This window comes from Pinibacter aurantiacus, from assembly GCF_019130065.1.
Lineage (GTDB): Bacteria > Bacteroidota > Bacteroidia > Chitinophagales > Chitinophagaceae > Pinibacter > Pinibacter aurantiacus.
The window spans coordinates 277,147-293,080 of record NZ_JAHSPG010000008.1 but is presented as its reverse complement, the minus strand read 5'-3'; the positions used below and the strand labels follow the sequence as shown (position 1 = coordinate 293,080).

The following is a 15,934-nucleotide window of genomic DNA, read 5'->3' as shown; positions in this document are numbered from 1 at the left end:
GGGAGATTGTTTTAATTATCTGCCTTGCATTGCGCTTAACATGTTACCATAAACCTGGTTCAGGTTGCCAAGGTTTTTCGCAAGCAATGAAATTTGCTCTTGAGTTTTCTTAGCATCAGCTACGCTACCAGACATAGCCTGAGAAGCCTGGGACAAGTTGTTGTAGAAAGCGTTCATTGCTTTCAGGTGGTTGTTGGTATCTTGCAATTCTAATTCGTAAATAGTATTCAGAGAAGACAAGTTTTTAGTCAAAACCTGTACTTGACCGTGGAACTGTTTTGTAGACTCAGAAGCTTCGTTGAAAGACTGCATTGTAGCAGCAGATTTCAAGTAAGCATCTTTCATGCTACCCAAAGCAGCAGAAGCTTCTTTAGTTTTTACAGCGTAGTCGCTTGTAGCAGTAACTACATCGCTAGCGTCTTTAATTTGATTTACTGTAGTACCCAATTTGTTGAAGCTTTCGCCCAATTTTTTCAGGTTAGCAGGAGTGATGTCAGCTTCTTGCATCATTTTGTCCAAACCTTGCAAAGCAGGGTTACCAGAACCAGCGCCGCCAGCCATTTTAGGCAAAGCTTCTGCGATGGCAGCCATTTCACCACCTGGAGGCGGTAAGAAAGCGTACACGATAAAGATCAAAGCTTCTGTTAATAGACCAACTGTCAACATGAAGTCAGCGATTGGCTTGTGCAGGATTTTCGCCCAAGCTCCGAAGATTACAACTGCTGCACCCACGCACACAATTACGTTAACGATTCTTTCTGTTGATTTTGATGCTCCCGCCATAATATTTTAATTTTTAAGGTTTAATTCTAAAATGGGTTTAAGGAATATTGTTTTTTAAAATAACGTGACTTTGTTACGAAAATTTTGTAAGTACTACTTTTTATTTATTTACGACCTTGTAATGGTGGAAGGTCAATCAAGCAACGGAAACCAATGTAAGATTTAGTTGTATCCTGGTACTCATATGTACGTGTACCGGTTTGGAGGAAGAAACCAACATCTTTCCAGCTACCACCGCGGATTACTTTACGTTTCATACGTGGAGGATCTGAATCCTTAGCGTTGTAACGGATATCCGGGTTCATATCGTGCTGGAAGTTGTAGCCGCCTTCATAATATAAAGAAGAGGTCCACTCTGATACGTTACCTGCCATGTTGTACAAACCGAAGTCGTTAGGCCAGTAAGCATCTGCACGTACTGTGTAGAAACCACCATCTTCAGGATAGTTACCACGACCAGGTTTAAAGTTTGCCAGCAAACAACCTTTTTTGTTTCTCAGGTAATAGTTACCCCAAGGATACATAGATTGTGAGCGGCCACCTCTTGCAGCGTATTCCCACTCAGCTTCTGTTGGAAGTCTGAAGTCAGATTCGCCAACTCTGCCTTTAGATGTAAGGAATCCGTTCAAATACATTGTGCGCCATTCGCAAAATGCAGTTGCCTGAACCCAGCTAACACCTACAACAGGATAGTTACCAAATGCAGGGTGAGAGTAGTAACGTTTTGTCATTGGTTCGTTGTAAGAATAAGAGAAGTCTCTTATCCAAACCAATGTATCAGGATAAATTCTGATATCTTTTTTAACGATGAATTTAGAGCGTGGTACACCGGCATTTTCGCGGCGTGCGGCTTCTTTGGTATCAAAAGTTTCTGAGTGGAAGATCAACTTCGCAGCATCAATCTCTTTTTTACCGAAAATGCGGTTTTCCGGAGAAACGATCATTTGGTCGATTTTTTCAATCGTTGCCTTGTCGTTCCATTTGATAGTTTTTGCTTTTACCCAATCAATGTGTTCTGTACCGTCATTCTTATCCTGCTTTACAAAACCCATAAGTTTTGCAGCAGTAGAATCCCTTACCCAGTTGGTAAACTGGCGGTACTCATTATTGGTAATCTCAGTGGCATCCATCCAGAAGCCATTGATTGAAATTTGTTTGTTGCGCGCAGTGTAGGCATAGTTAACATCCTCATCACTAGGTCCCATGTGAAAAGTTCCCGGTGGGATGTAAACCATTCCTGGTGGTTTTGGCATTATATACTTACTGCCTGGGGCTACGCCATGTAACTGACCATCATTAGGCAACCCGCCTTTTGACTTTCCAGCTTTCCCGCAACTCGCCAGCATAGACACTGCCGCAAGTGCCATTACAGTGGTAAGGTTCTTCATTTTCATAACATTAAAGGGTATTGGGCAAAAATAATATTTTGTCAACATCTCTTTTAAAAGTTTATTTTTTTTTCAAAAAACTTTCATGCAGAAAGTAAGAAACGACAACTACTATTATTTTATTGTTTCAAGGCCCAAAAAAAGCCAAGGAATTTTTACAATTGCTTTAACAGTAAATCTACGTTGTTCACTGGTTCACTGCAGGAATAATTTTTACAATGAAATATCAAAGGTTGGCTAGTAACCGATTTTCCAGATAATAGTGGGAATAAGTTATTTTCCTGGGAGGCAGATTGAAAGACTTTGTATGGGATAAAATTAGCCAAAATTTCCTTCCTAACTTCATCTACAACCTCACCTGTCACCACTATTTCTCTTGTGCCCCGGATTACTTCCAATATTAAATCACACCAAACACCAAAGGAGGTTGGGTAGTTTTCACACATTTTGACTAATGAACCCAACGCCTTATTGCATCTTTCATGCCACAATTGCACGTCAAAAACAACCGCGAGGTAATAAAGGTTTGAAATCATCACAGCATTACCGGACGGAAGCGCACCATCATATATTTCTTTTTTTCTAACTATAATATCTTTTTGCTGGCTACCAGTAAAATAAAATAGCCCGGTTTCTGCTTCACTGAAATTATCCAGGACATGCTCTGTCAATTCCTTTGCCTTCATCAGATATGATACGTCTCCCGTGATCTCCTGCAGATTGATTAAAGCCTGTATCAGGTAAGCATAATCATCTAAAAACGCAGAGATCTTGGCGTGGCCATTCTTGTAGGTGTGGAATAAATTTTCACCTTGTAAAAAAGCCGCTAACAAAAAGTTAACATTCTTTAGGGCGAGTTCCCTATACTCCTCTCTTCCCGTTGCTGCATATATTTTACAACAGGCCGTATTCATTAACGCATTCCAGTTCAATAATATTTTATCATCCAGTCCCGGTCTTACTCTTTTTTCTCTGGCCTTTAAAAGTTTTTCTCTCCCCTCCTTCAATTTTTCCTTTAAAACGGGAAGGTCAATTTTATGCTTTTGGGAAAAATCATCTACAGATATTTTCACTCGCAGAATATTTGTGTGTTCCCAGTTACCCGTTTCCGTTATATCATAAAACTTGCAAAACAGCTCAGCATCTGCACCTAAAACTTCCTCTACTTCTTTTTTTGACCACACATAAAACTTCCCCTCCTCACCCTCACTGTCAGCATCAAGCGCTGCGTAGAAGCCATTTTCCGGAGATAAGAGTTCGCGTGTTATAAACGCCATCGTATGGTCAATGGTTTCTTTATACAGATCATTTTTGGTAAGCTGATATGCATCTGCCATTGTGATTAAAAGCAAGGCATTATCATAAAGCATTTTTTCGAAATGCGGTGCCAGCCATTCTGCATCTGTGGAATATCGCGCAAAGCCGCCACCCAGCTGATCGTAGATGCCACCGTAGATCATTTTGTCGAGGCTCAGCAACGCGTGTTTTAAAGCCTCTTCATTTTTGTAGAAATGGTAGTATTTCAGCAAATATTGAATGCTGAACGTCTGGGGAAACTTGGGTGCTTTGCCAAAGCCGCCTTCGAGGGTATCGGCTTGTTTCATTAGGTTAGTGAAGATGGTTGCAGCTTTCTCGTGTGTGAAGTTTTGCTCTGCATTATCGTGGCCAAAAGTGTTGGATTGTTCTATGTAGCCTGTAAGATTGTTGGCCTGCTGCAGTACTTCTTCATGCTTGTTGTGCCATGCATTCGCTACACCATGCAATACGTCTGTCCATGAAGGTCTGTTGTAAAGTTGTTGCGGTGGATAATAAGTACCTCCATAAAAGGGTTTTCCATCAGGGGTTAGAAAAACATTGAGCGGCCAGCCACCGCTGCCGGTCATTGCCTGTACTGCATCCATGTACACCTGGTCTATGTCTGGCCGTTCTTCGCGGTCGATTTTAATGTTGACGAAATATTCGTTCATAATAGCAGCTGTCTCTTCATTTTCGAAACTCTCTTTTTCCATTACATGGCACCAGTGACAAGCAGAGTAACCAATGCTGACAAGTATGGGCTTGCTTTCATCTTTTGCTTTTTTCAACGCCTCTTCGCTCCATGGAAACCACTCCACCGGGTTGTAGGCGTGTTGCAATAAATAAGGACTTGTTTCGGTAGCTAAATGATTGGGCTTGCTCATGGGACAAATGTAAGGATGATGTGTGATGTACGATGTACGATGTCGTTGAGGTGCTATACCTGAATTTTTACCACTAAGGCACTGAGAGCACTAAGCTTCACTAAGGGATGTTCGAATGTTCAGCTTTTCTTAGTGATGCTTAGTTTTCCTTAGAGTCTTAGTGGTTTTATTTTGCACTTGAACAGGTCGTGTTTCGCACTAAAGACTTTCGTACTTCGCACACTGCCTCACATTTCATGCCCAACAAAACAAAAAAAAGGCAACCGTATCACGATTGCCTTTCAGTTTCTTTTATCAGAAGACTTTATTTTTCTGCTTTGATGGATCTCAAATACATATCCAGTGCTGCTACCATTGAAGGAGCTTGTGGTTGTGGCGCTTTAATAGTAAGCTCCAATCCTGCCTCTTCAATTGCTTTGTAAGTATTGCTTCCAAATGCACCAATTTTAGTGCCGTTCTGCTTGTATTTTGGTACGTTGTCAAATAAACTTTTTACGCCACTTGGAGTGAAAAAGCAAATGATATCGTACTCAGTTTTCGTCAAAACTTCCTTAACATCGCTGCTAATGGTTCTGTACATAAATGGTGTAGCAAACTCGCACTTATTAGCTTTCAACCAACCCACAATTTCATTATCCTGCTGGTTCTCGGAACATGGATACAAAAACTTCTCGTTTTCCTTATGCTTGTTTATAACATCAAACAGGCTTTTATTTGTACCATCTGCACCATAAAAAACTTTTCTTTTACGGTACAATATAAATTTTTGCAAATACAAAGCCACAGCCTCAGTTATACAGAAGTATTTTGTGTCCTGAGATACGTTCACCTTCATTTCTTCGCAGATCCTGAAAAAATGATCAATTGCGTTACGGCTGGTAAAGATCACCCCCGTATATGCTGCAATGTCAATTTTCTGCTTGCGGAAATCTTTTGCCGGAATGCCTTCTAGCACAATAAATGGCACGAAGTCTAACTCAACATTAAATTTCCTTTCCAATTCGAAATAAGGAGACTTCTCAGTTTCCGGCCTGGGTTGGGTGATTAAAATCTTCTGAACAGTTTTCGCAGATGTAGCTGCCTTGCCACCGTTTTTTACCATATGACGCATGCTATGGTTTAGCTAAAATTATACTGTTTTTTCAAAAAAATTCAACAACACCTTGTAAATCAGCAAAAGAGGTGCTATCTCGAATGCGCAAAGGTAAAGAAAAAAGTGAATCTGTTTCACTTTTATTTCACTTCTAATTGGGCCGAAAGACGCTAGGTATCTATAAACCAACGCACTAACGATGAGGATATATGAAATTGTGACCCAAATATCTGCTTCGGCGCTTTGAAAAGCTATTAATATGACGAGGGGCAGCAGGAAAAGTGCGAGCAGTTTATTAATGAGGAACACGATAAAGATATAGGTATTTGCGGCAGCCTTCAAGTTAAATACCCACCCTGTAAACTTCAGCACAACGAACTTCAGCAAATAGACGAGGCTGATTACCACTGAGGTGTAAAAAACAAGTAACCAGAAATTCACTTCTGTGAACTCATTGTAGTATCTCAGCAGAAAAGTTGCAAAGCTACCTGCAACCAGCACAAAAAAGATATTTAACAGCAATGACGGCAATGGTGTTTGCGACAATTGCTCCCTTATCTGTTTCTGCTTTAGGGAGGCCCTGAACATCACCGTAAATAAATTCTGCATGTATCTTGCAAAAACGACTCTTACCAGCGCAAAGAAAAGAATGATCAGTAACAGCAGGTAAAATTCATCTTCCTTATGATCGTGTTTTTTTATCTGGATCCTTGGCAAAACGGGATTTCCAGCAAAATTATAATACCTGTTTTGCGTCAGCACGCCGCCATAATTGAAATAAACCGTGTCCTTGTCTTCCGGAGCAGTGTTGACAATCGGTGCAATTGAATCTTTTATTGGTCGGGTGGAATCTTTTTTTACAAGCAGTTCTGCCTTCTTCGTAGAATCTAAAACCGGCTTCTTAACTGCCGGCTTTGGCGCTTTTTTTACAACGGGCTTGGTTGTATCAACAGCCTGAACTTGCTCCTGCGGAGGGGGCGCCTGCGATACCGCAGAATCACTTCCAGTTTGGGCAGCAGCTTTTTGGATAAACGAACACAGGACAAAAAACAGTAGTAAAAAATATTTCACAAAAACTGATTGGTTGTTTACAAAAATAAGGAGGAGGGTGTAATTAATAATTAATAATTAAGAATTAATAGACGCCGTATTCTAAACGAAGGACACGACTCTTTATTTTAAAAAGCTAGCGGCGTTATATTCAATCAAAACGCAGCCTTATTAATTTTTAATTATTAATTATTAATTCATTCTAGAAATACGTTACATAACCCAAATGTATCTTCGACTGCCTTGCATTAAACTTCACATCGTTGCGTTTGCCGGCGGCGAAGGAAATGTTGAAAAGTCCGGCGGTGGTTTCAAAGGCAAGGCCAAGGCCAGCGCCAATGAAAGTGTTGGTAGTGTTTGCGTAAAGACTTTTGTTGGCTACCCAGGCGCCATCTACAAATGAGAACAGGTAAGAGTTTTGGCCAATCAGGAACCTGTACTCCACCGTTCCAACGGTGTACTGGGAGGCGTAGATGCTTTCTTCATCAAAGCCGCGCAGCAATTTATAGCCACCAATCTGGAACAATTCATTCCGATAAATGGACGGGCTTTGCAGCCAGCCAACATTTGCGCCTAACTTTAATGTTGAACTGCGCTGAATTGGAAAAAAATGCGCCGCATCTACCTTGATCTTAAATTGATAGGTATTTAATTTAACGGTATCATATAATGACCCATAGGAAAAATCTGGACTACTGAGTTTTACAATGCTGTTGTTCTTCCGGATGGTTCTTGTGCCGGCAGTTAGCAAAATATGCAGTTCGTTTCCTTTTCGTGGATTGTAGCGATAGTTGGTTCTGAACAACTCGTAGTCAATCCCGAGATTGTTGATGGTTTCGTCGATCTCGTCGGGCAGTGTTTTACTTTCTTTGATGGCGTTGGTGTCCAGGTCCAGCAGGTTTGTTCTGAAGCTTTGGAAAAATACCCTTCCGGTTTGCGATGCGGATAATGCATACTGAACGCCCAACACAAAATTAATGTTGATATATGACGAGTCTTTTTTCAACAGATCAAACCCCAGGTTTAGCCCAAATGGGCTTTTAAATATGAATGGCTGCTGATAGGCAAGATTAAGTCTGGGCGACTTTATCTGCAATTGCTGCCAGTTCAAACCTATTGTTTCACCCGACCCCAAAGCGTTGCGTAAGTTGATGTTGGCCTCTCCCGTCACAAGCATTTTGTTATCATTCTGATCGCTTGACGGCAGCAGGCCGACCAATACATTTATCTGGCTTGCCCTTTTAGGTTTCAAATAAAGATTAACCACCGCGCCGGCGCTTACCATTGTCATATCCCAGGCTTTTTCTTCCTGTAAGAATGGCAACTCGCGCAGTCTTGTACTGATCTTTTGAAGTGTAGATTTCGAGTACGGACTACCGTTTGGAATACCTAAATAACGTTGCAGGAAATTGCTCGATATTTTCACAGTGCCATATACCCGAATGCTGTCGATTTTGTATAACGGACCTTTGTCCACTTTAAGACTTGCATAAAACTTATTCTCTTCATATCCCACGCTATCGAGTTGCACTTTGGCAAACGGGTGACCGTTGTTCTCGAAATAGTCAAGTATTCTTTGCTCGAGTTGCTGAAGTTGCGTAATGTTTAAAGGCTTATTGAAATACAGTTTTGAGTTCCATCCGATCTGGTCCATCATTTTGGCATCAACAGAAGTAATATCGACATATGCTAGTTGATAGTGCTCGCCGAGAAATAAATGAATGGTGGCAAATGTTGAATCCAAATGCAAACTATCCACAGAGGCTGCGGTATAGCCTTTCTCCTGTAGTTTTTGTGGAAGCTGATTTACATAATCCACGCAAAGCTGGCGGCTGGCAAAGCTTTCCTGCAGATGCAGCGATTTGATCATATTTTCATCCCTATCTACGGGCACAACGCGCAGCACATATTGCGCCTGTACGGTGCAACATGCCATTACGCAAACAGCCAGCAGAATGATGTTAATATAACCTTGTACCTTTGCCATTCATTTGAGTTGTTAGTTGTTGGTTGATAGTTGTTAGGCGCTTGCGCATAACACGCCGCAATATCGCTGCATGTTTTTATGCGAACTTTTGCACAGAAAGCCCAACAACTAATAACTATCAACTAACAACTTTCCAATTAAACTGTAATATTCAAAAATTTTTTCGCATGGCAGGCATTTATATTCACATTCCTTTTTGTAAGAAAGCCTGCCACTATTGTAATTTTCATTTCTCTACATCGCTGCAACTGAAACCGGCATTTGTTGATGCCATTGTAAAGGAAATAGTATTACGCAAAGAATATCTCGCAGACGAAAAAATAAACACGATCTATTTTGGCGGCGGCACGCCAAGCCTTTTGTCTGCAGACGAGTTGAACAGGATATTTGTGGCGCTGTATGAAAACTTTTCTGTTAATGACAACATTGAAATAACGCTGGAAACAAATCCGGATGATATCAATGCTGAAAACTTACAGGTCTGGAAAAATGCAGGAATAAACAGACTGAGCATTGGCATACAATCTTTTTTTGAAGAGGACCTTCAATGGATGAATAGGGCCCACAATGCAACCCAGGCAAAGCAATCCATTTTGCTGGCACAGGAAGCCGGGATCCACAATATCACAATCGACCTTATTTACGGAACACCAACGCTTACAAATGAAAAATGGCAACAGAATGTGCAAACTGCCATTGATTTGAACATTCCACATCTCTCCTGCTATGCGCTGACGGTGGAGCCGAAAACAGCGCTCGAGAAAATGATCGCGCAAAAGAAACTGCAGGATGTTAACCAGGATTTGCAGTCGCAACAGTTTCTTGATTTGATGAAATGGCTCTCCAATGCAGGTTTCGAGCACTATGAAATTTCCAATTTTGCAAAAAAAGGTTTCCGGAGCCAGCACAATTCTTCTTATTGGCGCGGTGAAAAATATCTTGGCGTTGGTCCGTCTGCGCATTCTTTTGACGGTGTTTCGCGCCAGTGGAACATTGCCAACAATCCTTTGTATATTAAAAAAATTGCGGAAGGAGATAACTTCTTTGAAGGGGAAACGCTTACACCCACTCAGCAATTGAACGAGTATATCATGACGGCTTTGCGCACAAGTGAAGGGATTGATGTCACAATGCTGAAAAATCATTTTGGCGAAAAATCTGCGAACGATATAACCGCGGGAATTCAAAAATTTGTGGATTCTGGCAAAGCAGTTTTCCACGATAACTTCATCCGCCTAACCCATGAAGGAAAACTGTTTGCAGATGGTATTGCGGCAGATTTGTTCGTGGTGTGATGAAAGACAAGGCACACAGATGACGCTGATTTGGCAGATTTACGCGGATTTTTTTGCACGAGGTCGCAAATGAATAGAAACGGGGCAAGATAAGTCCCCCCAATTCATAACTCCCAATTCATAACTTCTAATTCCTAACTTCTAACTCCTAATTCCTCACCATCCAAGCTATCCGATTCAGGTATAAATTGTCCGGAATTGTTGTAATTTTAGTCTTCTGGAAATAACCTAAAATCTTCGGAAATTACCCCGCCATCTCATCGATTTTCTACCCCTAAAAACAATTTATTTACGGAATCCTTTTATCCTTATTCATTTTTAAACATCAATAAAAGGAGGAATTTATGGCTCAGGAAAATAATTTTCAGCAGCTAAGAGGAACGCTGCGCGGTGAACTTATTGAACCCACCGATGCGAACTACAACCTTGCCCGTAAAGTCTACAATGGAATGATCGACAAAAAACCTGCTGCCATTGCAAAATGCAATGACGTGGCGGATGTGATTGCCTGCGTAAATTATGCAAGAGAAAACAAAATTTTACTCGCCGTGCGTGGCGGAGGCCACAATGGTGGTGGATTAGGTGTTTGTGATGATGGATTGGTGATTGCCCTTTCAGGCATTCGCTATGCGCATGTTGATCCTGTTGCAAAAACAGTGCGTGTAGGCGGCGGTAGCACATGGGCAGATGTTGATCACGCGACGCATGCATTTGGACTTGCGACACCAAGTGGTATCATTTCAACTACTGGTGTTGGTGGGTTAACGCTCGGCGGCGGCCTGGGACACCTCACCAGGAAATGCGGATTATCAATTGACAACTTATTGGAAGCCGATGTCGTGCTCGCAGATGGCTCTTGCGTTACGGCAAGCGAGAAAAGTAATGAGGATTTGTTTTGGGCGCTTCGTGGTGGCGGTGGCAATTTTGGTGTAGTTACTTCATTCCTGTTCAGGCTCCACAATGTAGACACTTTATATGCAGGGCCCATGCTTTGGGAACTCAGCGAAAGCAAACGCATAATGAAATGGTATCGTGATTTTATTACAACGGCTCCTGATGAGCTTAATGGTTTCTTTGCTTTCCTTACTGTTCCTCCCGGCCCTCCATTCCCTGAACATTTGCACAACAAAAAAATGTGCGGCATTGTGTGGGCCTATTCCGGACCGCTGGATAAAGCAGAGAAAGTATTTGAGCCTATTCGCAGTCTTGGAAATATTGCATTGGATTTTGTGGGGCCTATTCCACATCCAGCTTTGCAGAGCATGTTTGACGCTTTGTACGTACCGGGCTACCAGTGGTACTGGCGTGCAGACTATATGAATGAATTAAGTGACAAGGCTATTGACGAGCACATTAAATATGGCAGCGAAATGCCAACAATGTGGTCCACCATGCACATGTATCCGGTGAACGGCGCAGCAGGCAGAATTAAAAATGATGAAACTGCATGGAGCTATCGTGATGCCACCTGGGCACAAGTAATTGTGGGTGTTGACCCTGATCCGGCAAACAGGGAGCTCGTAACCAAATGGACCAAGGACTATTGGGAAGCGCTTCACCCATATTCAGCAGGCGGAGCGTATATCAATTTTATGATGGATGAGGGACAAGACAGAATCAGGGCCACTTACAAGGACAACTATGACAAACTCGCCATGGTAAAAGCAAAGTATGATCCGAATAATTTGTTTAGAGTAAATCAGAATATTAAGCCTGCGGTGATGGCAGCTGCGGGAGCGAAATAGTTGAGAATGGAGAGTGGAGAGTTGAGAGTTGAGAGTTAAATGTCGTTGGATGTTTTGCGATCTGCTCTGCAAGGCTTGTAGCCTTGCAGCTTTATTCCATTGCCTTTGGCAATTATTCCAAACATCGCCGGAGGCGATAGAATACATCTGCGAAGCTAGAAGCTTCGCAGAGCTGTAATATCAAACAACTCTCAACTCTCAATTCTCAACTCTCCACTTTACAAAAGTTTCTCTTCTATAAACCTGAAGCCCTTTCTCGCGGGCAGTTGCTCCCAAAGAATTTTGTAGACTGTTTCTGCGATGGGCATTTCTGCGCCCACTTCTTTGTTGATGTAGTAAATACATTTGCTGGCATTGTAGCCTTCGGCAACCATGTTCATTTCAAGTTGTGCGGAAATAACAGAATAGCCTTTGCCGATCATGTTACCAAAGGTTCTGTTACGGCTATGCAATGAATAGCAGGTTACCAGCAGATCTCCCAAATACACAGAGGTAGCGTAGTTGGCGACTTTTTTATGTGAAATAGGATTTTCGCCGTCGTGCATACCTACCTCAATATTGCGGATGCCTACCTTTTGCAGAAAGCCGGCCATTTCATCAGCGGCGTTTGAAATTAACACGCTTAAGAAGTTGTCGCCGTATTCAAGACCGTGTGCAATACCGGAACCCAATGCATAAATGTTTTTTAAAACCGCAGCGTATTGAACACCCGTCAAATCGTTATTGGTAGCAGTGTTGATGTAGTAAGTGCGAAAATATTTTGCGATCTCTGCAACTTCTTCCTCTTTATTGCCGGAGAAGGTGAGATAAGAAAGTTTTTCCGACGCCACTTCTTCTGCGTGGCAAGGGCCCATAACAGTGAAGTAGTTGGAAGAAGACACGTTGAATTGTTGCTTCAAATATTCGTTCAGCAATATGTTGATGCCGGGTAATATTCCTTTTACTGCAGAGATGATCTTCTTTTCCTCAAATGCAGTGGGATGAACTGTTCCAAGCACATCCAGCAGGTATGCAGACGGAACGCCTATTACAACACAATCACTCGCGGCAATTGTTGCGTTGATATCTACACTAAGATTAAGCAGCGTGGTATCAAAATAAACAGATGATAAATGGGTTGGATTATGGTGACGCTTTGCGAGATGTTCCGCAATGTCTTCCTTGCGCACCCACCAATTCACGGGAATTTTATTATCAGTAAGAATTTTAACCAAAGCAGTTGCCCAACTTCCGGCTCCTATTATTCCAAATTTCATGGCAGAACAATTTTAAAACACTAAGCTTCAAAGATTCGTAAAAATCGTTTGCGAAACAAATTGATGATATACATTCAGCAACTCGTCTCGCAAACATTTAATAACACGCAAAGAAGACGCATTGTTATGCGTCTCTGCTATTTTTTCTTTTGATCAAACAACTTATCCTTATCCACAACCTGCACTTTAGTGCCGTCTTTCAGCGTTTTGCTTATTAAGGAATATGGACCAGAAATAACTTCATCGCCATCTTTAATACCGCTTACTATTTGAATATAGTTCACATCCTGGATATCTGTTTTCACAACTGCTTTCTTCACGGTTTTATCTGCCTGCAAGATGTACACTACTTCTTCAAGATCGTCCGCATTTGATTTTTTTTCTTCTTCAGGTGAGCCAACAGCGTTTCTGGTATTGTTATTATTATTGTTATTGTTGGCGTCTACAGAGTTCTTCGATTTATCAATTGCATTGTCAGAGCCTTTCTCTCTTGTAGTTACCGCATTGATAGGAACAGATAGTACGTTTTCATTTCGCTTTGTCTGTATATCTGCGCTTGCGCTCATACCGGGACGAAAGGGCGACGAGCCACCTTTTCCAACGATGTCATTGTATGAAGCGGGTAACAATCTTATGTACACTTTATAGTTGGTAACATCGTTTGATGTTGAAGTGGAGGAGGAAGCCGTAGCTGCTGTGGTATTGCTGCTGGCAATCTGCGTTACAATTCCTTTGAATTTGCGATTATTATATGCATCTACTTCCACCAAAGCAGAGTCGCCGAGTTTTACTTTCGGAATATCGTTTTCACTTACGTCAACGCGCACTTCAATCTTGCTCATGTCTGCAATGCGCATCATTTCGGTACCGGCCATCATAGAGCTACCTACAACACGCTCACCTTTTTTCACACTCATCAAGGAAACGATACCGCTCATTGGAGAAAGGATTGTTGTACGACTAAGGTCTTTCGCGGCTTTGTCAAGATTTGCCTGTGCACTGATCGTGGCAGCCTGGTTGCTTTTTATTCCTTGCACGGCAGCACTGTAATTTGCCTTGGCAGAAAGGTAGGCGCTTTCAGCTTGCTCAAATTCTGACTGAGAAATTACTTTTTCATTCAGCAATTGCTTCTGGCGATCATACGCTTTTTGTGTTTGATCCATTGAAGCTTTCAAGCCGTTTAATTGTTCCTGGCTATTGTTTACAGTGGCACGTTGCTGGTTTACAACAGCTGCGGCCTGGTCACGTTGCGTAACATAAATGTCGGGATATATTTTTGCAAGCACTTCACCTTTGCTTACGCTGTCGCCTTCGGCCACAGTAAGTTCGATGATCTCGCCGGAAATATCGGGACTTATCTTTACTTCAATTTCGGGATATACTTTTCCGCTTGCATTTACGGTTTCGATAATGGTTCTTTTCGCAGCTTTTTCTGCTGTCACTTTTACTCCTTCATCTTTTCCAAATGCGCCTGCCTTTTGTAATACTACCAATAAGACAACAAGTAATACTACCGATATAATTATCCAAAGCAATTTCTTGTTCATAAAGTGTTCTTTTCAATTAGAGATAGAATAGTTCGTTTAGGGTTATTGCAATCGAAGGCCCATGCCTTTATAAAACTCCAATACTTTCATTTTAAAAACATAATCGTATTGTGCGTTGGCGAGGTCGAGTTTTGCGCGGGCAAGATTGTTTTGGCTGGTAATTAAATCATAGGTATTGAGTAAGCCGATTTCATGTCTTTTTTGTGCGTAGTCATATGTTTTTTGTGAAACGTCCACGCTTACTTTACTCGAGTTGAATTTTTGCAAGGCAGCAACAGCATTGGTGTAAGCAGTGTAGATATCTTGTTTCAATTTTTGATCTGCCTGCTCGATCACAACTTGCTGATTCTTGATGTCTATTTTAGATCTTTCGTAGTTTGTGCGTGCAGTATAGCCGCTGAAGATGGGAACTGCAATGTTAATACCAAGGTTTTGACCAAAGTTGCCAGTAAACTGCGTTCCCCAGCCATCCCAATATTGCGCAAAAGTTCTGTTTTCTTGCAAAACTGTGTAATCCGGTGAATACACGGGCTGAGCGCTGGCGGGATTAGCAGGGTCTATTACAACATAATCGCCATTTGTGCCATAGCCATTGAGTTTCGCTCCGGTTATCATCGTGGCTGGATTTGAAAACCTTGTATTGAAATTGCCAAATGCAGAAATGGTTGGATATAAATTAGCCTTGCTGGATTTAGAAGCAGCCTGTTTGGAATCTAATCTCAGTTGATTAGCTTTTTGAGCAGGTTGATTTGTAAGTGCCAGATTATACACATCCTCCGGTTGCAGCGAGGCTATAGGTTCAACCGGAATAATTTCAACAGGAGGAACGTCAATCTCAAACGGCGTCGCGAAGTCAAGATTCATCAATGACTTTAGCTGGATCAAATTCAACTCTGCTGTCGATTTTGCAGTGATCAAATTTGAACTATCAAGAGCCAGTTGAGATTCCAGTTGCAATGCGTCCAACTCAGGAACCGCCCCAGCATCTACTCTTTTTCTTACTGTATATAATTGTGCGCTGTCCTGCTGTACCTGCACTCTAACAATTCTGACTTGTTCGATAGCCAACAATGCCTGCAAATAGGCTGTCGCCACATTCAGAGCGACGTCATTTTTTGCTTTGTCTACGTCTGCAAGTGAGGCTTTGTTTTCCAGTTCCTGTGCAAGAATATTATTCTTTATGCGGTTCCAGTTAAAAATAGTCGCATCAAGATTTAAACCAAAACTCTGCGAAAGGTTATTCAAGTCAATATATGTATTGGTTGAAGGATTGATGTTTCTACCGAGGTTGTAGCCGGTAGCTGTGCTAAAGTTCGCGTTCGGGATTCTTGACAATTTCGCCTGCTTCAAAGTGGCTTCTGAATACATTTCTTGCACGTCCGCAGTTTTCACGGTGAGGTTATGCTGCCATGCATATTCCACACATTCCATCAGGTTCCATTTCTTTTGGGCAAAAGATGTGTTGTTCAAAAACAGACCCGTTAACAATAGTAATAGAAAACAGGATTGGTTCAATTTCACTGTTGAAATCTTTTAAGTTTATAATCAATCTTTTATTAAATATCCCCGCAACTAAACATTATTCCACTATCAATAAAGCAAGCATTCAG

The 15,934-nt window shown here is 41.7% G+C and carries 11 protein-coding genes; 2 read left to right on the top strand and 9 right to left on the bottom strand.

Annotation, left to right across the window (positions count from 1 at the left end):
* Positions 1–15: 15 nt before the first annotated feature.
* From porL to KTO63_RS12290, 6 genes are all read right to left on the bottom strand, one after another.
* Positions 16–783, bottom strand: coding sequence for a type IX secretion system motor protein PorL/GldL (gene porL, locus KTO63_RS12315; protein WP_217791592.1), 768 nt, complete (start codon positions 781–783; stop codon positions 16–18).
* A gap of 104 nt (positions 784–887) precedes the next feature.
* The gene (gene porK / locus KTO63_RS12310; protein WP_217791591.1) at positions 888–2,177 is read right to left on the bottom strand and encodes a T9SS ring complex lipoprotein PorK/GldK; all 1,290 of its coding nucleotides are present in this window, start codon (positions 2,175–2,177) and stop codon (positions 888–890) included.
* 149 nt (positions 2,178–2,326) lie between these two features.
* Positions 2,327–4,351: a thioredoxin domain-containing protein gene (locus KTO63_RS12305; RefSeq protein WP_217791590.1), complete on the bottom strand. Its 2,025-nt coding sequence runs from the start codon at positions 4,349–4,351 to the stop codon at positions 2,327–2,329.
* Between the two features lie 304 nt (positions 4,352–4,655).
* Positions 4,656–5,453 (bottom strand): uroporphyrinogen-III synthase, encoded by a 798-nt coding sequence (locus tag KTO63_RS12300; RefSeq protein WP_217791589.1) that lies wholly within the window; start codon positions 5,451–5,453, stop codon positions 4,656–4,658.
* Between the two features lie 27 nt (positions 5,454–5,480).
* Complete coding sequence (locus KTO63_RS12295; protein WP_217791588.1) at positions 5,481–6,515, bottom strand: DUF4271 domain-containing protein; 1,035 nt, start codon at positions 6,513–6,515, stop codon at positions 5,481–5,483.
* A gap of 181 nt (positions 6,516–6,696) precedes the next feature.
* Complete coding sequence (locus KTO63_RS12290; protein WP_217791587.1) at positions 6,697–8,481, bottom strand: BamA/TamA family outer membrane protein; 1,785 nt, start codon at positions 8,479–8,481, stop codon at positions 6,697–6,699.
* Positions 8,482–8,648: 167 nt separating this feature from the next.
* Between KTO63_RS12290 and hemW the strand changes: the two genes are divergently transcribed.
* Together hemW and KTO63_RS12280 are read left to right on the top strand one after the other, a co-directional pair.
* A complete protein-coding gene (gene hemW, locus KTO63_RS12285) occupies positions 8,649–9,776 on the top strand; it encodes a radical SAM family heme chaperone HemW (RefSeq protein ID WP_217791586.1) in 1,128 nt (375 codons plus the stop codon).
* Between the two features lie 344 nt (positions 9,777–10,120).
* Entirely contained in the window at positions 10,121–11,521 is a 1,401-nt protein-coding gene (locus KTO63_RS12280) for an FAD-binding oxidoreductase (RefSeq protein ID WP_217791585.1), read from the top strand.
* Positions 11,522–11,739: 218 nt separating this feature from the next.
* Here KTO63_RS12280 and KTO63_RS12275 read toward each other — a convergent pair whose 3' ends face one another.
* The 3 genes from KTO63_RS12275 to KTO63_RS12265 form a co-directional block, all read right to left on the bottom strand.
* Positions 11,740–12,777: an NAD(P)H-dependent glycerol-3-phosphate dehydrogenase gene (locus KTO63_RS12275; RefSeq protein ID WP_217791584.1), complete on the bottom strand. Its 1,038-nt coding sequence runs from the start codon at positions 12,775–12,777 to the stop codon at positions 11,740–11,742.
* Between the two features lie 137 nt (positions 12,778–12,914).
* Positions 12,915–14,324, bottom strand: a complete 1,410-nt coding sequence (locus tag KTO63_RS12270) for an efflux RND transporter periplasmic adaptor subunit (RefSeq protein WP_217791583.1) — start codon at positions 14,322–14,324, stop codon at positions 12,915–12,917.
* Positions 14,325–14,366: 42 nt separating this feature from the next.
* Positions 14,367–15,794: a TolC family protein gene (locus KTO63_RS12265; protein WP_217791582.1), complete on the bottom strand. Its 1,428-nt coding sequence runs from the start codon at positions 15,792–15,794 to the stop codon at positions 14,367–14,369.
* Positions 15,795–15,934 lie beyond the last annotated feature (140 nt).